Consider the following 17,865-nt stretch of genomic DNA (forward strand, 5'->3'; position numbering starts at 1 on the left):
GGTTTAAATTTTGTACTTTTGCCGCTCGATTCAATATCAATCAAAAGCTTCACATTATAATGAATTACGTTTCTGTCGAAAACCTTACCAAATCGTATGGCATCAAAACTTTGTTTAAAAATGTCTCATTTCACATCAACGAAGGTGACAAAATAGCCATCGTTGCCAAAAACGGAAGCGGAAAATCCACTCTTCTCAAGATTTTAATGGGAAAAGAGATTGCAGACAGCGGAACTGTAGTGATCAATAAAGATATTCAGGTGGTTTTGTTTGACCAGGAAATCGATTTTGAATCTGATCTTACGATCGAGGAATTTATGATGACCTTAGATTCTGCACCCATTTTGGCTTTAAAAAAATACCATCACGCCTTACTTTCCGGTGATCCGGACGAAATGGAAACTGCATTGGCTGAGATGGAAATCCACAAAGCATGGGACCTTGAAAATGAGATGAGCCAGATTCTTTCTCAGCTTAAAATTACAGATCTCACCGCAAAAATGGGAATGCTTTCCGGTGGACAGATCAAACGTGTTGCACTGGCAAAACTTTTAACAGAAACCAGAGCCGAACACCGTCACACGCTTTTAATTATGGATGAACCTACCAACCACCTCGATGTAGAAATGGTAGAATGGCTTGAAAGCTATCTGAATAAAGCAAAAATCACCCTTCTTCTTGTTACGCATGACCGTTATTTTCTTGACGCAGTCTGCGGAATTATCTGGGAAATGGAGGATCAGAATCTCTATGTTCACCAGGGTGCTTACGCGACTTATCTTGAAAATAAGGTGATTCGTGAAGATAACATGAACTCTACGATCGATAAAGCTCAAAACCTTTACAGAAAGGAACTGGAGTGGATGAGAAGACAGCCGAAAGCAAGAACTACAAAATCGAAATCAAGACAGGAAGATTTCTACGAAACCGAAAAAGTCGCAAAAACCGATACGCGTAAAGAAAAACTGGAGCTTGATTTTGAAATGAAAAGATTAGGCAATAAAATTCTGGAGCTGAAAGATATTTCTAAAAGTTATGGTGATAAATTATTGTTAAAGGATTTCAGTTATTCATTCCAGAGAGGCGAAAAGGTAGGAATTGTAGGAAAAAACGGTGCGGGAAAATCTACTTTGCTGAATATCATTCAGGGCTTTGAACCAAAAGATTCCGGTGAAATTGAAACAGGAGAAACGATTAAATTCGGGTATTTTTCTCAGAAAGGCTTAAAATATAAAGAGGAAGAAAGAGTGATCGATTTCATTAAAGATATTTCTGAAAATTTCCCTTTGGCCAACGGAAGAACGATTACAGCATCGCAGTTTTTAAGATTATTCTTATTTGATGATCAGACGCAGTACTCACCGATTTCCAAACTTTCGGGGGGTGAAAAAAGAAGACTGCATCTGATGTATATTCTCTATCAAAATCCTAACTTTTTGATTTTTGATGAGCCTACCAATGATCTTGATCTTCCTACTTTGACGGTTCTGGAAAATTTCCTTTTAAATTTTCAGGGAAGTTTGATTATCGTTTCACACGACAGATATTTTATGGACAGAATCGTTGACCATGTTTTGGCATTTGAAGGCGAAGGAAAAATTAAAGATTTCATCGGAAACTTTTCAGAATACAGAGAAAATAAGAAACTGGAAGACGGAAGTCAGAAGCAGGAAGATAAAAAAGCAAAAAATGTCGTTGAAAAAGTAATAGAAAAACCTGTAGAAACCGTCGTTTCGCAACCGCAAACTTCGAAAAGGAAACTTTCTTTTAAAGAGCAGCGCGAACTGGAAACCATCGAAAAAGAAATTCCGGAACTGGAATCAAAAAGAGCTGCAATTTTGGATTTACTCAGCAACGAATCAGACTATGATAAGATTTCGAAGCTTTCAGATGACCTTCAAAAGCTTTCAGACAAACTGGAAAATCATGAAATGAGATGGCTTGAACTTCAGGAAGAGTAGGCTATCACTAATTTCATTTTAAACATAATAAAACGGGCTGTTCATTATTGAGCAGCCTGATTTTATTTTATTAGATTTCTTATTTCAGCTTCTATTTTCAAACCGTTTTTTTCATCGAAGCCTTCGGTTACAGACACTATTTTGCCGGATTGATTTATCAGTATGAAATTCGGAAATGCCGTAACAGCATACGTGTCTGCCACTGTTTTTCCATTGCTTAATATCGGATATTTAACTTTGTACTTATTGGAAAACCATCCAATCTTTTCGAGGGAATCGTAAGAATTAATACTTATAACCTTAAATTTTTTATTTTTAAATTTTTCTTGAAGAGCGTTAATATGAGGAACACTTTCTATACAGGCGTTACAGTTTTTAATCCAGAAATCAAGCAGAATCACATCTCCTTTCAGGTTTTTTAGTGACATAAATCTGTTTTCATTAAAAACTTTAAGCTCAAATTCCGGAGCCAAAGATCCTGCTGACAATTTCTTTTTTTCATCTTTTTGAAGTTTAAACTCATTTTTATAAGTGGAATAAAACCAGGATGATTCTGAAAGTTTTTTTGGCTGTGTTTCAATATTTTTAAAAATCGTTTTGATAAAATCTCTGTTAAGATTATTCTTCTGAATGATCTGAAGCGGAAAACTGCTGCTTTTATCAATCATCAATTCATAAATAAAATTATATTCTGTGGTCATCTGGTCAAAACCAGTACCTAGATTATTTATTCTTCTTTTACCAAGATCGACCGTCACTGCCTGATATAAATTCTTACCAATCACTGAATCTTTAATGGTTTTTACAGCTTGATCATCTGAAATAATCAGAGGTAAAATGTTCCGTAATGTGATAAGAGAATTGTAGAAATAACTTTTAGTATCAAAAGATTTATCTGAAATCTGCTCTGCAATTTCAAGTGAACTGTTTTGTTTATTCAGCTGAAAAGTCTCAGTTCCGTTGTAGATTTCTTTAAATTGTGAATTTTCTATCTGAAACCGAAACCCAGGTGTATTTTCTCTTTGATCAAAATCAAAATAGCATTTCCAGGAAGTTGTATTTTTATAATCTTCCGACGAAAAATCAGATTCTCTCGTCAGATCATACCTTAGAAATTTCGCATTGTTTAATCTTTTATATACTTTATTTAATGTGGAATCTACAGATGAATCCTTTTGTCCACAGACAATGATCAATCCAAAAAAACAAAAAAGGAAAGTGGAACAGTATTTCATTTAAATTATTTCTTTTTTACCATCGTAAAAATGCTGTAGGAAAGAAATGCGATTCCAAGGACAAGAAATCCGTATTTTAAATAAATATTATCCTCCATCAGTGTAATCCCAATGATTACAAACAGTAAACCCAATACTGTAAAGCTCGAACTTCGCTTCTGCATAATTTAATTTTTTCCTGTTTAACTTATACCAAATCAATCACCTTTCCCTGTCTGGAGCTTTCCAGAACAGCTTCAATAATTCTCATATTCTGAACCACTTCTTCTGCAGGCGAAGGCAGATAATAACCGAAAACGATATGCTCGTAAATATTCTGATAATAATTCATGTAATTTCCAGGCTCGCTGGATGTAAGCGTTCTTTCAGTTTCAGAATTTTCATTAAAAATATTTAAAATTCCATCTTCAGAATCGAGTGGGGCAGTCCATTCTTTTCCATACTCAGGAATTGCTCCGCCAACCAGCTGATTTTCCTGATCGTCTGATCTCTGCTGAAGAAAACAGCCTCTGTCACCGAAAATTTTGTAGGCATAATGATCTTCTTTCGTGAAAACAGATGATTTTAAACGAATGCGTAATTCGTTTTCATAATAAAATAGGATTTCAAAATAATCATTGGCAAAATCATTTCCTTTCATCGAAAATACATCGGCAAAAACTTTTTTCGGAAAGCCGAAAAGTTGAACTGCCTGATCGATAAGGTGTGCACCAAGATCGTGCACCGAACCTGAACCTGAAAGATTGGGATCTTCCTTATGAAGTTTTGCACTCGCTTCAGTTCTGAATCTGTCGAATCTGATTTCAACTTCTTTTATTTCCCCTAAAACTTTTTCATTTAAAACCTTCTGCACCTGAAGATAATCGCGGTCAAATCTCCGGTTCTGATAAACGCTGACAAAAAGATTCTTTTCTGCTGCCAGCTTTGCCAGGTCTTCGGCTTCTTTTGCATTGATGGTAAAAGGCTTTTCCACAATCACATTTTTGCCTGCCTCCAAAGCCATTTTCGCATATTCAAAATGAGTCTGAACAGGCGTGTTGACAACAACCAAATCCACGTTTGCATTTTCCAACATTTCTTCAACGGAGAGAAAAATCTGCGCGTCTGGATATTTTTCTTTAGATTCTTCCTTTGATCTTTCTACAATTGCTGTAATAAAAAAACCGGGATGCTCTTTCAGGAAAGGGGCATGAAAAACTTTTCCACTCATTCCGAAGGCGCATAGACCTACTTTTACAAGTTGCATAATTTAATTTTTATCAAATATAAGATTAAAATATTCTTTAATTAAATCTTTCGTTTTTCCTTATTCACTAAAATTTAATTAAGAATTAATAAAAATAAGCTTTCAGAATCTGTTGCTTTGTCGCATTTTTGCACTTTAAAATTTTTACATGGACAAAATAAAGGATACGCGCAGTTTTATGAGAATCATCCACCGTTATCTTGGCTATTTTATGGCGGGAATTATGGCTGTTTATGCCGTAAGCGGAATGCTTCTGGTTTACAGAGATACCGATTTCCTGAAAAATGAAAAGAAGTATGAAAAAACTTTGGCCAAAGATCTTAATGAGAAAGCTCTGGAAAAAGAATTAAAACTGAAAAACTTTGAAATCAATAAAACAGAGGGGAATATCTCTTATTTTAAAGAAGGCACTTACGATGCTGCCACAGGTGTTGCCAAATATTCTAAAATGGAACTTCCTTTTGTTTTAGATAAGATGGCAAAACTTCACAAAGCCAAATCAGCAGACACGTTATCGCCACTAAACACGTTTTTCGGACTTTGTCTGTTTTTCTTTGTGGTATCGAGTTTCTGGATGTTTAATCCAAAGACCAAGGCTTTCAAAAACGGGGTGAAATTTGCGGTTGCAGGCCTTATTATTGCAATTATTCTGACCATGATATAAAACATATTAAGCTCTCATGGCATATTTATTGGAATAGCTAATTTATATCAAAAATTAACTATTAAAATATATATTATGAAAAAATTGATCTTTACAGGACTGTTGGCAGTTGCAGGTCTTACATCAAGTGCCAATGCACAAATTCAGGAAGGAAACTGGTTGGTAGGTAGTAGCTTACTTTCAAGTAATTTCGGATTGAATACAGGTGGTGGTTACAACATTCAGCTTACTCCAAAGGCAGCTTATTTTGTTGCTGACAATGTAGCAGTGGGTGGATATGTAAATTTAGGAATCAGCAAAGTGACAAACGGCAGCCCTACAGCTTTCGATTACGGAGTAGGTGGTTTAGGTAGATATTACTTATCTCCAGGTGAAAAAGGTGTTGACAACTTGTTAAACCATGGTCGTTGGTTCTTCGAAGGTAATGTTGGTATCGGAGGTAGAAATGTTGAGAACTCAAACTCTACTACAGGTTTGGATTTTGGTGTTGGACCAGGTTATTCTTACTTTATTACGCCAAACATCGGTCTTGAAGGTTTAGTAAAATATCAGGGTCAGGCAGGTTTCGGGAACGAAGGTTTGAACTCTGCGATTACTTTTAATGTAGGTTTCAGTATTTTCTTGCCAACTTCAAAAGGTAGAGAAGTAATGAATGATGTTAAAAACTAATTCATAAAAACTTAACGGAATAAAAAAGCGGTCTGAAAATTTTTCAGGCCGCTTTTGCAATTAAACTAAACTATATAAATAAATAAAAAATCCAAAAATTAAATATTAGGTTGAGGTGTAAATCTTAAATAAGGCTTTACTTCTCTCACGCCTTTCGGATAAAGTTCCTGAGCATCTGCTGTGGAGATGGTAGGTGGAACGATCACTTCATCACCATTTTTCCAGTTCGCCGGCGTTGTAACTTTATAATTATCCACCAGTTGAAGTGAATCTAAAACTCTCAGAACTTCATCAAAATTTCTTCCGGTAGAAGCAGGATAGGTGATAATTAATCGTACTTTTTTTAAAGGGTCAATAATGAGTAAAGATCTCACCGTTGCCGTTGCCGACGCATTGGGATGAATAAAATCATACAGTTCTGAAACTTTTCGGTCCTGATCTGCAATAATCGGGAAATCGACCTTAGTATTCTGAGTTTCGTTGATGTCCTGAATCCATTTTTGATGATCCTCCACTTTATCAACGCTCAGTGCGATTACCTTTGTATTTCTTTTTTCAAATTCTGATTTAAGTTTGGCAGTAAATCCTAATTCAGTAGTGCAGACCGGTGTGAAATCTGCTGGATGTGAAAATAATATTCCCCACGATTCTCCAAGAAATTCGTAAAAATTAATTTCTCCCAAAGATGAGTCTGCTGTAAAATCCGGTGCGGTGTCTCCCAGTTTTATTGACATAATATTTTGTTTTAATAGTCTACAAATTTAATAGACTTTTGTTAACTGGCAAAATTTTTGTTAAAAAAATATGTTTAAATTGCAAACTCAAATTTTTTCATGGAAATAAATGTTCAAAATTATTTAGCGACCATCTATAAAGTACTCGAGAACTGGTACATCGCATTTGCAAGGCTCACACCAAAGCTCATCATGGGTGCAATTGTTTTTACATTTTTCCTGCTGACCAGTAAATATCTGAGTAAACTTGCAGTGAAACTTTTCCACAAGTTTTTTCCTAAAAGCACAGCGGAGGCTTCCGTAACGACTACAGTTTCGGTTTTTAGATTTTTAATTTTAGTAATAGGAATTTTCATTACGCTGGAAATTATGGGATTCAGCAGTTTCTTATGGAAGTTTATCGGAAGTCTGGGAGTTGCCGGGGTGATTGCCGGAGTTGCATTAAAAGATTTGGTATCAAGTATTTTTTCGGGAATGCTTATCGGAATTGATAAGGCTTTCAAAGTAGGGGACTACATTACCATCGGGAATCATTCAGGGACAGTTTTGGATATCGGACTTCTGACAACAAAGATGACAACAGATGACGGGAAAAAGGTTTTTATACCCAATCAGGTGATCTTTAATGCTCCTTTTTATAATATCACAGCATCGCCACAGAGAAGAATCATCTTAAATTTTGAAATCCCCGCTGATGAAGACATTAATATAGCCAAGGCAGGAATTCTGGAAATTGTTCAGAATATAGAAGAACTTGACCGTCCGGAAAATGTCGATGTGGTGTATACAGATTTAAAACAGGGAGCTTTCAATCTACAGGTCAGATTCTGGATGAAGGTTGGATCGAATATGCTACTTGTAAAAAATGAAGTTCTGACAAAAATAAAAGACCGTTTTGATGCCGACGGTGTACAGCTGGTAACGCCCACCAGCATTCAGATTTCCAATCCAAATCCGCTTGTGCCATCTGGGTCAGATGAGTCATAACGCTATCAGCTCATTTGAATATGGCTTAAAAAATGCATTAACCATTATCAGTAAAATTTATAATTTAAAATACAATGAAAAAAGTAATTTCAATACTGGCTGTTTTAATGATCTCATTTACAGCCAGTGCACAGGAAAAACAGACGGTGAAAGAAGCAGTAAAACAAGATGCAAAAGCCGTAGGAAACACTGCAAAAAAAGGAGCTCAGGCCACTAAAAAAGGAGTTCAGAAAGGAGCAAAATGGACAGGTGAAACAGCCAAAAAAGGTGCTAAAGCCACTGAGAAAGGTGTAAAGCAGGGAGCACAGTGGACAGAAAAAACAGCTAAAAAAGGAGCGAAAGCTGTAGAAAAAACATATCAGGATGTGAAAACTGATATTAAGAAATAAAAAATTATTCCAGCAATAATAAAAAAGGAAAACCCATCAAAATTTTTGATGGGTTTGCTTTTATCTCTGTTTTGAACCATTAAGAATGATTTAAGAAGTTAAGTCCTATTAAGCAAAATCAAAAAAATTTTAATTCAGCATGATGCTTAAAGCGAAGCTCAACTTAACTATCCTAAACTTCTTAATAACCCTTAATATTTCAAATTGTCATTAACCTCAACCTCAACCTTTACCTAAGCCTTAACCTGAAACTCCTCGTAAAATTCCTGCGTTTCCTTGATCACTTCATCCATTTCCTCTAAAGAATAAACTTCCAGAAACTTTCTTCTGAAATCTTTAAAGTGTGGAATTCCTCTGAAATAATTGCTGTAATGCTGTCTCATTTCAATTAATCCCAATTTTTCACCTTTCCATTCTGCGCTCCATTCTGCGTGCTGACGAACTGCTAAAAGTCGGTCTGAAATGGTTGGTGCATCCAAATGTTGTCCGGTTGCGAAGAAATATTTGATTTCATTAAAAATCCAAGGATAGCCAATCGCTGCACGGCCAATCATAATTCCGTCGCAGGCGTATTTATTTTTATATTCCAAAGCTTTTTCCGGCGAATCAATGTCACCGTTTCCAAAAATAGGAATTTCGATATTCGGGTTTTGCTTAATTCTCGAGATGTGTTCCCAGTCGGCTTCACCTTTGTACATCTGTCCGCGGGTTCTTGCATGAATAGTCAGTGCTTTAATCCCAGTTTCCTGAAGACGTTCTGCCACCTCATCAATATTGATTGAATTGCTGTCCCATCCCAAACGGGTTTTTACGGTTACAGGAAGACTTGTTGAACTTACCACAGCCTTCGTCAGACGGACCATCATATCAACATCTTTCAAAACTCCGGCTCCGGCACCTTTACAAACCACTTTTTTTACAGGACAGCCAAAATTGATGTCCACCAAATCAGGATTTACGGTCTCTACAATTCTTGCAGACATCGCCATTGCTTCCTCGTCGCCACCAAAAATCTGGATTCCTACAGGTCTCTCATAATCGAAAATATCCAGCTTCTTTCTGCTCTTCATCGCATCACGAATCAAGCCTTCAGAAGAGATAAATTCTGAATACATCATATCTGCACCGTGCAATTTGCACAGTCTTCTGTACGGCGGATCGCTCACATCTTCCATTGGTGCAAGCAAAAGCGGAAATTCCGGCAGTTCTATGTTGCCTATTTTTATCATGCTGCAAATTTACGACTTTTTTTAAAACATTGATTTGCAGGCTCGCACAGAATGTATTGATTTTGCTTCGTCTGTCTTATTTTAACGTATTTTGTGACTTGTAAAACAATTAAATTACATTAAAATATAATATTCCTACTTAAAGTATGGTTTTTATTAATAATTATGCTATATTTATAAAAAAAAAGTATGTTTATGAAAAAAATTCTATTATGTTTTATTACGACAATTGCAGCTGCAAATTTTCATGCGCAGGTAAGCCTCGCTTCTACTGCAGGAACTACGAGTGGAACTTATACTACATTAAAGGGTGCATTTGATGCTATTAATGCAGGAACACATCAGGGAGCTATTACCATTAACATTACAGCAAATACAACAGAAACTGCGACTGCAATTCTCAATGCAAGCGGTGGAGCGGTGAACTATACTTCGGTTTTGATAAAACCGGCAGCTGGTGTAAATGCGACAATCACAAGTGCTGATCCTGTGGCTACCATAAAATTTAACGGAGCAGATAACGTGACTATCGATGGAAGTAATAATGGTACTTTGTCCCGAAATTTATCGATTAACAGTACTTTCGTTGCTGTGACAGGAACAACGCCTGTTGTCCTGTGGGTATCGTGTACAGCCACAGATGGGGCAGATAATATTGTGGTAAAAAATACCAATTTTGCAGGTTCATCTTCATCGGGTACAGTTGGTGCTATTATAGTATCAGGAACTACACTCGGAGCAGCGGAAATCAATAATAATAATTTTCAGGCACTTAACAACTCGTTTGTAAGAGCTCAAAACGGAATATTTGCAGTAGGAAATGCCACTAATACAGATACTGGCTGGATTATTAAAGATAATGTTATAGGTTCTACAGTTGCAACAGATAAAATGCTTTTCAGGGGAATAGCTGTTCAGAACGCCAAAAATTTTGAAGTAAGTGGTAATACAATAACCGGTGTTGCGCTTCCTGCAACATCAACAGGTTTGTCTACAGGTATCCTTATTGGGGCAGCTGTATCCAACGGAGTTGTTTATAAAAACAGAATTTCAGATATTAAACAGCCAAACCCGGCGGGGTATGGTGCAGTTGGTCTGTATTTAAACTCAAGCATAGCTGCATCTAATATATTAGCTTACAATAACGTGATTAACGATATTGCCGGTATGGGTTACGCTTTGGCTGGAGGTGTTGCTGATAACGGAAATGGTATTGTAGTAGGAAACGGTGGTGGTTACAGATTGTATTACAATACCGTTGTTTTGGATACAAATCAGACTAATGCGGGAAGACCTTCTGCACTAAACATTATAAGTACTGTTACTGCTGCGGGGGCAATTGATCTGAGAAATAATATTTTGGTTAATTCTCAAACCCAGACAGGAGACAGGTATGCAATTTATTCTGGTGCTGCAAATACGGTATTCTCTAATATTAATTACAACGACTACTTTTCTACTGGAACTGCTTTGGGTTATTTAACTACAACAAGACCTACTTTAGCTGATGTTCAGGCAGGATTTGGCGGGAATGTCAATTCTGTGAGCATAGCTCCTGTATTTGCTTCCGCTACAAATTTCCGTTTGTTGATTGGTTCAAATCCTACTCTTGATAATAAAGGTACGCCTGTCACTGGTGTTACGGTAGATGCAGATAATAATGCAAGAAATGCCACTACGCCAGATTTGGGAGGTTACGAGTTCGTTACTGAATTATTGGCGGTGAGTGAGCAGTCTATGGCAGCCAAGCAAACAGTTTCTTATTATCCAAATCCTGTTGTTGATGTACTTAATCTGAGAAGCGACAGTAAAATAAAAAATGTTGAAGGATTCAATTTATCCGGACAGAAAGTTATTAGTGAAAGCATAAATGCAGAAAATGGTACTGTTGATATGAGAAAATTACCTTCAGGAGTTTACTTTTTAAAAGTAAATTCAGATAGAGGTTCTGAATCTGTTAAAGTAATTAAAAAGTAAATTTTAAATTATAATGTCAATAAAACCCGATGATAAGTCGGGTTTTATTATTTTATAACAGTCTGAAATTATCCACTTTTTTACCTTCCAGATGTTTTTCCCAACGTTCCAAAACGGGTTGTTCAAGTTTAAATTCACGGTATTCGTCAGGTGACATGATGGGGATTCCGCTGATGATCGGGTAGACTCTTTTGCAGCTGTCACAGATCAGTAAACCTTCCATAATATTTTCGGTTTCATCCTGTGAAATGATGGTTAAATTTAAATCTGACTTGTCAAACGGACAGCATAATTTTTCTATGGTTTTTATTCTCATCTTTTACTTTTTAATTTTTTGTTGATACTTTTTAATAGTTTCTGACGGATTTTCTGCACTCATAATTCCTGAGACCACAGCGATTCCGTCATAATCTAATTTGTCTAAATTTTCAATTGTATTTAAATCAATTCCTCCCGCAAGAAAAATTTTCCCGCTAAAAATACTTTTCGCTTTCTGAACAGTTGCGAAACTGACCAGTTCACAACTGTTAGCTGTTTTTGACGGAAACATTGAGCAGAAAGAAATATATTCGTACTGATGTTTTTCAGCATATTCAATCGTTGAAAGATCATTATTGCAGGTAATTCCAGTAATAAAATCACGGTTGATTTCTTTTTTAATTCTATTAAAATTTTCAGGAATTTCATCGAAGTGAATTCCGTCCAGCGGAATTTGTTTTAAAATTTCCCAGCGGTTATTAATGAGTAAAGGAATGTTATGTAAAGAAGTTTTTGCATAAATTTTTAAGAGCAGTTCTTCAAGATTCTGATTGTCTTTAAAATTGTCCCAGATCTGAATGGCTGCTATTTTTTCCTTTACAATTAAATTTAATTTAGAAAAAAGAATTTCCTCATCCATCGAGGGATCAATTATTAAATAAATTCCGGAGTCTATGGTTGATTTTCTCATTATTTCCACCCGTTTTTGTAAGCGTTAAAAAAAGCTTTCCAGTAAGGATCTTCTACGTAGTAGATTAAGTCATTTGCTTTTTCGTTTTCGATTAATTTAATTCCAAGATTTTTTTCGGTCATCACTCCAACTTCTGTACAGGGTATATGATTCGCTTCCAGTCTCGAAATAATTTCCGAAGCTTTCTCTTTTTTACAGGTAATGATCATCGAACCTGCTCCAATACAATATCTCGGATCTAGCGAAAACAGATTACAGACCGCAGACTGAACTTCGCCATGCGGAAGTTTTTCATTAAAAATTTCAGCACCTTTTCCTGATGCGATTACTAATTCGTAAATCGCTCCCAAAACTCCACCTTCCGTCACATCGTGCATTGCAGTTACACCTGAGTTTTCAGTCTGCATCGCGGTCAAAGCGTCTTTCAAAGATGAGGTTTCATAAAAAGAAGCGGAGGCAGAATAGAAAAACTCTTTCCCGATTTTATTTTTCACCGTTTCCGGGAAACTCATCGCTAAAATGGCTGTTGATGAAAGCGCACTCGTTTTAGTAACTAAAATTATATCGCCAACATTTGCATATTTTGAAATCAGAATTTCTTCTTTCGGAGCAATGGTTATAAAAGTTCCGCCGCCTGCAATAGTAGAATTCTGTCCTTCGATGAATCCAGTATGACCGCCGGTGATGCTTAAATTAATGTCTCTACAGAACTGGTGAATGTGGTTCCAATAAATTTCAAAATCATTTTTTGAAAGCTGGGCAGGAAGATTTAAAACAAACTGTCCAAACATCGGTGCAAAACCTGTTGTTGCCATATCATTAGCCATCAGATGTACCGACAGCCACGCCGATTCTTCCAATCCCAAAGAGGGAATCAGAGAAAGCGGATCACTCGTCAAAGCCATCGCTTTTCCGCCATGCAGATCCACAACGGAAACATCGACTCCGAACTCAGGCCCGATACGGACTTCATAGCGTGCTTTTCCGCAACGCTGTTTCAGAAAATCTTCAAATTGAGAATGATTTATTTTGCCTAAAGTATCACTCATTCCACATCATTTAACTGAATATAAAGTCCAAAGAAATCACCGATGGGAACATTCCACTGCTGAACGGGAAACCATTTCGGAAGTCCTGTACAAGTCCATTCGATCGTATATTTTCTTCCGACCAGAGCTCTTTCGATAATCTCAGTCAGCATTTTTGGTGTGTAAAAAGTAGCAGTTACGTAGAAAGGATTTTTCCCGAACAATTGCTGAACTCTCCTCCTTGCAACTTTCGGGGAATTTCTGTTCATCATTCCCATGGCGATTCCGTACTTCGCAACACGCGCCGCCTCGCGAATAACTTTCACAGGATCTTTGTAATATTCAAATGTGGTGATGAATGCCAGTGAATCGAAAGTATGATCTTTGAAAGGCATAAAGTGAGAATCGGCCATCACCAGATCGCCTTCAAAAAGATGAACGGCCTGCGACAGCATTAAAGGAGAAATATCTCCGCCCGTTGCTTCAATCCCTATGTTTTTCCACCAGCGAGTAAATCGGGTAGTACCACAACCGAATTCTAATAATGTTTTGACTCTCTGATCTTTGGAAACGAGCTGTTCCATGACTTTTTTCTGCCAGATTTCGGCACGTTTGTACCGGCCTTCATACCACAATTCGTAAGTGTCGGTATGTTCGCGGTTGAAAAACCACTCGGGTCTTCCTTGCCAGTTTTTGTCTTGTTTTGGGATGAGTTCTCCGGAATACTTTGTTACTTCCATTTTATTTTATGTTGATTTATTCAGTTCAGACCACAGATAAGCATGCGAACGAATAAAGCATAAAATGAAAATATTTTAAGCAGACATCCCTACGTTGGCATTATCCAAATCAGGTCATCGGGTATAATCTCAGCCTTTCGGCACCCCGTGTATTTATTACTGAACAAATATAGGGAAAAGGAGGTTTAAGAGGCAAGGAAAAAGTTAAAAGATCCAAGTTTAAAATTTGGGTTATAGATGTTAAGGTTTAAGATTTTGGCGAACCACGAAGTGGTTCAATATGAATAGCCGTGGGTGGAACCCATGGAAAGAGCCAGGTAAAAGGTGAAAAGAGCCAAGTTTAAATTTGGGTTATAGATGTTATGGTTTAAGATCTCGGCGAACCACGGAGTGGTTCAATATGAATAGCCGCGGGTGAAACCCATGGAGAAGATCCAAGGAAAAAGGAAAAATAACCAAATTTAAAATTAGGGAAATATAATCTACGAAATCTTGTTAGCGTACACCTGATCAAATCCTCGCCAGCTTTTCAAAAAAGCAAGCCTGCAATTTAAAACTCGTCAATAAGCATTTCAAAACTCACCGGAAATAACTTTTAAATTCCTCACAAATCATTTCAAAAAATGATCAATAAGTAATTTGCCCACATACCAGAAAACTCCAAAACATCCAGCAAACCAAAATTCTCTCAAACTCTCAAACTCTCAAACCCTCAAACCCTCCGACTCTCTAATCCTTAAACTCTACAACTCACACACTCTCCAACTCAAAAACTCGCTTTCACCTGCATACTTCCAATGTGAATCGTACGCTCGCCGGAATTTCTGCCTTCATAATTTAGGTTGAGCTGTAAGAATGAATTTAAAGACTGCTGAATAAATACACTCCAAACCTGGTTTTTCCCCGGCTTCAAACCGTCCAGCATCTGGTTTCCGACAATGCTGAAGCTGTTTCCTATGAAATCATTATTGATGAATGAGAAATTGGCTCTGATGGAAGTTTTCTTGCGTTCCCACTGTACGGTTCCTGTGATGTCGAAGGCTTTCAGAAGTTCTTCACCGTCGGTGCGCTGTTTTTCACGGTAGGCGGATGAGAATTCTGCCTGAACAGCATCTGTGAATTTGTAGGTTGCTTTTGGTTTCGTCTCAAAATTATTTAAAATATAATCTCTGGTTGAAAAAAGCTGAGAAGAGTTTTTGAGCTCATGCACAGAGTTTTCCCAATCGATTCTGAATTCTTTATTAAACCAGTACCCAACATTCACGAAATGGGACTTCTGTTTTCTCTCTTCATTGCTGAAGTTGGCGTTGATGAGATTATTATTTGAGATAAAACGGTAATTCCCATTCCAGCCGGATTTTTCAGTAGGATTAAACTGTACCGAAGTCAAAATATTCTGATTCTTTAAAATCTGGTCATCACTTTTCTCGAAAGGATTTAAAACCAAAACTTTTTCTCTCTTGAAATACGAGTTTTGGGAATTCAAGGAAACATTGAAATTCCATCGTTTGAGAAACTTATTTTCAGAATCGAAAACAATTGATGGATTAACGAATAAAGCCAGCTGAAGTTTGTTTTTATTGGAAGGAAGATACCTGACAGAATTGGTGTAAACCCTTATGTATTGTGCCAAATCTGAATACTCGGCAATCTCAAATTCATCGAGTTGCTGCACGCCGTCGCCGTTGTAATCGGTCCATTTGTAAACTCCCTGTCCATCGGTCACTTTGATGTACTGAAATTCCCGCTGAGCTTCCTGTCCGTTCCCCAGTTCGTAGAAAGCCTGCAATCTTGCTCCGTTTCTGAAAAGTTGTTGATTATATAGAATATTTCCGACTACAAAATCATTATTTCTGCTTAAATCTGCGAGGTCAGCAGAATTGAAGAATTTTCTGTAATGGACCAATGCTGTTAAAGTCGTTTTCTCGTTTTTAATCAACTGGCTTTCCGCCATAAAACCTAAAATCCGGTTGATATTCTGAAGGCTGTTGTCACGCACAGAGTCGTTATCTCTTAAATAAGCTTTGGTTAAAAGTCTTGTTCTTGCACTGTCACCAATTTTTTTCTGCACAAAAACTTCTCTCCAGCTGAAACTGGTAACGTCCATCAGCTGGGTGTTGTTGTAATATTTTTCGTTGTGCTCCATGCTTCCGCCTACCGTCCAGCTGCCTTTTTTTCCAGTGTATTCAGAAGATGCGCCACCACGGATAAATTTGGTATCCTGCATTATTGCATTCGTATTCAGGTAAGACAAACTACCTTTTGTGAAGAATTTATTTTTAATCCATCCGAAATCCAGATCATTCTTGATTCCTTTGTAAGAATCTCTCTCGTCGAGATAATTGAGTCTGTAGTTTAAAACAGATTTGTTATTCCATCTGTTTAAAAAGCTGAAGATGAAACGGTTTTGCGTTCTGTTGCTGAATTCCTGAGCAAGGTTGAAATCTCTTGAGAATTCCACATCATTAATCCGGTCTAAAATTCTGAACTGCTTATCGATGTACTGATATTCAAAGCTTGGGGTACCTTTCCAGTTTTTTTTGCCGAAAGTCTTGTTCCCGAAAACCCTTCCTGCATAACCCAAATTTTTATCTGAATCTTTTGATGAAAAAAGGTTGATATCGTAATTGCTTAAAGAAAAGTCAGCCCCTATTTTTCCGTCTTTTAAAAGAAATTCAGAATTCATGGTGTAGACCTGAGATTTTTCAGGAGCAGGGAGCTTTCTCACCGCTCTGTAATCTCCCATATTTGGGCCTACGTATTCGAAAACCCTTCCGTTGTTGGTGGTTTGTGCAATTTTGTAATCCCCTAGATTGGCTCCGAAATAAGTGAAGGAAAGTGTAAACAAGACCTCATTTACATCGGTAGAAAACTGATAGTAATTTCCGTTTGGATCCTGCACCAAACGGTAGAGAATTTTGTTTACGTCATATTCAGTCTGTACAGCAGACGGCGCATACATAAGATTGGGGTCATTTCCTGCGTCGGCAAGAATTTTTTCGTCTTCTTTAGATAAATTTAAAGCTAAAGGAGCATTTTTATTGTCATTCTCCATAAACCAGTTCAGTCCGATACGCATTTTTTCCCTTTTATGTTCGACCTTTCCGGTGAATAGATGTCGGGAATAATTTCGGTTGGTATAGTTATAGGAAATGGTAATAAAATTCTGTTGGAAGATCGGCCGGAAACTGGTAAAAGTCACCTCACCGGTATTGTAATTAATAACGTAATCCTGATTTTCACCTCTCTTCATTAAAATCCCATCAATGAAAACCTGCTCCGAACCGGATATTAAAGTAATAAACTGTTCACCATTTTTTCCGGTCAGACGGTAAGGTCCCTGATTACCTTCCACACCCTGAAAACGGATTCTGTGAAATTCACTTCGGGCAACACCCATTGAAATGTCGGTAAAGGTTTTGTTTTCTTTCCCGAACTCAGTCTGAAACTGCAGTCCCATGCTTCGCCGCTGGTATTTTGCAAAATAATTTTTGTTGTCTACCAAATCAAGATGTCCGGCTCTCAGGATAGATTTATCCTTAATATTAAGCTGCATGTAGATTTTATCGAATTCTTCGAGTGTCTGCGTATAACCGTCAGCCTGAATAGGAAGGTTGTGATCTGAAATACTCGCCAGAATCGTGACATCCTTGGACAGTTTTCCCGAAATCTGTAAATCCATTGAACTCTGCACAGATTGACCCTGATTATTTCCGAAAGTAATCCCCCGGATAATGGAACCTTTGGAATTTAATTCTCCCAAAAATCTCGACTTATCATTCTTCGCCAAAACAGATTCATCAATAATAATTCTGTTTTTGGTTTTCACAAAATCCATCGTATCTTTTGTGAAAAGATCGCGGCTGAGCCTAGTGAAAATTACACTGTCAGTTTTTGCGGCCAGTGCGCTGTCAGATTTTATGGAATCTTTGGGGAGGTTGGGATTTTTCCATGTGAAAATTTGAGCATTACCCGTAAATAATCCCATAATAACCAACACAAAAGTGATATAATAGCTGCGCAACCCCTCTCAGAAATATGTTGTAAAAATAACTAA

16 protein-coding genes and 1 riboswitch are annotated in these 17,865 nt (G+C 37.1%); of the genes, 6 read left to right on the top strand and 10 right to left on the bottom strand.

Features of this window, described 5'->3' with window-relative positions; all coding sequences use genetic code 11:
* Positions 1–59: 59 nt before the first annotated feature.
* The gene (locus IC610_RS16330; protein ID WP_191737796.1) at positions 60–1,961 is read left to right on the top strand and encodes an ABC-F family ATP-binding cassette domain-containing protein; all 1,902 of its coding nucleotides are present in this window, start codon (positions 60–62) and stop codon (positions 1,959–1,961) included.
* Positions 1,962–2,023: 62 nt separating this feature from the next.
* Here IC610_RS16330 and IC610_RS16335 read toward each other — a convergent pair whose 3' ends face one another.
* Genes IC610_RS16335 through IC610_RS16345 form a run of 3 tightly spaced genes read right to left on the bottom strand, consistent with a single transcriptional unit; the run spans position 2,024 to position 4,442 of the window.
* A complete protein-coding gene (locus tag IC610_RS16335) occupies positions 2,024–3,196 on the bottom strand; it encodes a TlpA family protein disulfide reductase (RefSeq protein WP_191737797.1) in 1,173 nt (390 codons plus the stop codon).
* A gap of 5 nt (positions 3,197–3,201) precedes the next feature.
* Positions 3,202–3,360: a hypothetical protein gene (locus IC610_RS16340; protein ID WP_157844476.1), complete on the bottom strand. Its 159-nt coding sequence runs from the start codon at positions 3,358–3,360 to the stop codon at positions 3,202–3,204.
* 23 nt (positions 3,361–3,383) lie between these two features.
* Positions 3,384–4,442, bottom strand: a complete 1,059-nt coding sequence (locus IC610_RS16345) for a Gfo/Idh/MocA family oxidoreductase (RefSeq protein ID WP_191737798.1) — start codon at positions 4,440–4,442, stop codon at positions 3,384–3,386.
* Positions 4,443–4,590: 148 nt separating this feature from the next.
* Between IC610_RS16345 and IC610_RS16350 the strand changes: the two genes are divergently transcribed.
* Entirely contained in the window at positions 4,591–5,106 is a 516-nt protein-coding gene (locus IC610_RS16350; RefSeq protein WP_191737799.1) for a hypothetical protein, read from the top strand.
* 75 nt (positions 5,107–5,181) lie between these two features.
* Positions 5,182–5,775: a hypothetical protein gene (locus IC610_RS16355; RefSeq protein WP_056084398.1), complete on the top strand. Its 594-nt coding sequence runs from the start codon at positions 5,182–5,184 to the stop codon at positions 5,773–5,775.
* Positions 5,776–5,873: 98 nt separating this feature from the next.
* Here the strand turns inward: IC610_RS16355 and IC610_RS16360 are convergent, their stop codons facing one another.
* Positions 5,874–6,509: a peroxiredoxin gene (locus IC610_RS16360; protein WP_191737800.1), complete on the bottom strand. Its 636-nt coding sequence runs from the start codon at positions 6,507–6,509 to the stop codon at positions 5,874–5,876.
* 99 nt (positions 6,510–6,608) lie between these two features.
* On the opposite strand from IC610_RS16360, the gene IC610_RS16365 reads away from it, so the two are divergent.
* Positions 6,609–7,496: a mechanosensitive ion channel family protein gene (locus IC610_RS16365; protein WP_191737801.1), complete on the top strand. Its 888-nt coding sequence runs from the start codon at positions 6,609–6,611 to the stop codon at positions 7,494–7,496.
* Between the two features lie 74 nt (positions 7,497–7,570).
* Positions 7,571–7,885 carry a hypothetical protein gene (locus tag IC610_RS16370; protein WP_191737802.1) on the top strand — a complete coding sequence of 105 codons (315 nt, stop codon included), beginning with the start codon at positions 7,571–7,573 and terminating at the stop codon, positions 7,883–7,885.
* 233 nt (positions 7,886–8,118) lie between these two features.
* Here IC610_RS16370 and dusB read toward each other — a convergent pair whose 3' ends face one another.
* Complete coding sequence (gene dusB, locus IC610_RS16375) at positions 8,119–9,114, bottom strand: tRNA dihydrouridine synthase DusB (protein WP_191737803.1); 996 nt, start codon at positions 9,112–9,114, stop codon at positions 8,119–8,121.
* A 195-nt stretch (positions 9,115–9,309) separates the two neighbouring features.
* Here dusB and IC610_RS16380 point away from each other — a divergent pair, with 195 nt between their 5' ends.
* Positions 9,310–11,091, top strand: coding sequence for a T9SS type A sorting domain-containing protein (locus IC610_RS16380; RefSeq protein WP_191737804.1), 1,782 nt, complete (start codon positions 9,310–9,312; stop codon positions 11,089–11,091).
* A 52-nt stretch (positions 11,092–11,143) separates the two neighbouring features.
* On the opposite strand, the gene IC610_RS16385 is transcribed toward IC610_RS16380, so the two are convergent.
* The 5 genes from IC610_RS16385 to IC610_RS16405 all read right to left on the bottom strand — a co-directional run bounded on the left by IC610_RS16385 (position 11,144) and on the right by IC610_RS16405 (position 17,796).
* On the bottom strand, positions 11,144–11,407 hold the full coding sequence (locus IC610_RS16385) for a Trm112 family protein (protein ID WP_191737805.1): 264 nt from the start codon (positions 11,405–11,407) through the stop codon (positions 11,144–11,146).
* Positions 11,408–11,410: 3 nt separating this feature from the next.
* Positions 11,411–12,040, bottom strand: a complete 630-nt coding sequence (locus tag IC610_RS16390; RefSeq protein WP_191737806.1) for a thiamine phosphate synthase — start codon at positions 12,038–12,040, stop codon at positions 11,411–11,413.
* Positions 12,040–13,089, bottom strand: coding sequence for an AIR synthase family protein (locus tag IC610_RS16395; RefSeq protein WP_191737807.1), 1,050 nt, complete (start codon positions 13,087–13,089; stop codon positions 12,040–12,042). Before IC610_RS16395 ends, IC610_RS16390 begins: the two co-directional genes overlap by 1 nt.
* Positions 13,086–13,808, bottom strand: a complete 723-nt coding sequence (locus IC610_RS16400) for a class I SAM-dependent methyltransferase (RefSeq protein ID WP_191737808.1) — start codon at positions 13,806–13,808, stop codon at positions 13,086–13,088. Before IC610_RS16400 ends, IC610_RS16395 begins: the two co-directional genes overlap by 4 nt.
* A gap of 69 nt (positions 13,809–13,877) precedes the next feature.
* A riboswitch (TPP riboswitch) is annotated at positions 13,878–13,966 on the bottom strand.
* A 608-nt stretch (positions 13,967–14,574) separates the two neighbouring features.
* A complete protein-coding gene (locus tag IC610_RS16405) occupies positions 14,575–17,796 on the bottom strand; it encodes a hypothetical protein (RefSeq protein ID WP_191737809.1) in 3,222 nt (1,073 codons plus the stop codon).
* Positions 17,797–17,865: the final 69 nt, after the last annotated feature.

This window comes from Chryseobacterium caseinilyticum, assembly GCF_014837145.1.
Classification (GTDB): domain Bacteria; phylum Bacteroidota; class Bacteroidia; order Flavobacteriales; family Weeksellaceae; genus Chryseobacterium; species Chryseobacterium caseinilyticum.

What these genes read in the sequence shown, in the direction of transcription:
- IC610_RS16345 (WP_191737798.1), bottom strand. Translation starts at nt 4,442, where the DNA reads ATGCAACTTGTAAAAGTAGGTCTATGCGCCTTCGGAATGAGTGGAAAA.
- IC610_RS16330 (WP_191737796.1), top strand. Translation starts at nt 60, where the DNA reads ATGAATTACGTTTCTGTCGAAAACCTTACCAAATCGTATGGCATCAAA.
- IC610_RS16400 (WP_191737808.1), bottom strand. Translation starts at nt 13,808, where the DNA reads ATGGAAGTAACAAAGTATTCCGGAGAACTCATCCCAAAACAAGACAAA.
- IC610_RS16365 (WP_191737801.1), top strand. Translation starts at nt 6,609, where the DNA reads ATGGAAATAAATGTTCAAAATTATTTAGCGACCATCTATAAAGTACTC.
- IC610_RS16350 (WP_191737799.1), top strand. Translation starts at nt 4,591, where the DNA reads ATGGACAAAATAAAGGATACGCGCAGTTTTATGAGAATCATCCACCGT.
- IC610_RS16395 (WP_191737807.1), bottom strand. Translation starts at nt 13,089, where the DNA reads ATGAGTGATACTTTAGGCAAAATAAATCATTCTCAATTTGAAGATTTT.
- IC610_RS16335 (WP_191737797.1), bottom strand. Translation starts at nt 3,196, where the DNA reads ATGAAATACTGTTCCACTTTCCTTTTTTGTTTTTTTGGATTGATCATT.
- IC610_RS16380 (WP_191737804.1), top strand. Translation starts at nt 9,310, where the DNA reads ATGAAAAAAATTCTATTATGTTTTATTACGACAATTGCAGCTGCAAAT.
- IC610_RS16370 (WP_191737802.1), top strand. Translation starts at nt 7,571, where the DNA reads ATGAAAAAAGTAATTTCAATACTGGCTGTTTTAATGATCTCATTTACA.
- IC610_RS16385 (WP_191737805.1), bottom strand. Translation starts at nt 11,407, where the DNA reads ATGAGAATAAAAACCATAGAAAAATTATGCTGTCCGTTTGACAAGTCA.
- IC610_RS16360 (WP_191737800.1), bottom strand. Translation starts at nt 6,509, where the DNA reads ATGTCAATAAAACTGGGAGACACCGCACCGGATTTTACAGCAGACTCA.
- IC610_RS16355 (WP_056084398.1), top strand. Translation starts at nt 5,182, where the DNA reads ATGAAAAAATTGATCTTTACAGGACTGTTGGCAGTTGCAGGTCTTACA.
- dusB (WP_191737803.1), bottom strand. Translation starts at nt 9,114, where the DNA reads ATGATAAAAATAGGCAACATAGAACTGCCGGAATTTCCGCTTTTGCTT.
- IC610_RS16390 (WP_191737806.1), bottom strand. Translation starts at nt 12,040, where the DNA reads ATGAGAAAATCAACCATAGACTCCGGAATTTATTTAATAATTGATCCC.
- IC610_RS16405 (WP_191737809.1), bottom strand. Translation starts at nt 17,796, where the DNA reads ATGGGATTATTTACGGGTAATGCTCAAATTTTCACATGGAAAAATCCC.
- IC610_RS16340 (WP_157844476.1), bottom strand. Translation starts at nt 3,360, where the DNA reads ATGCAGAAGCGAAGTTCGAGCTTTACAGTATTGGGTTTACTGTTTGTA.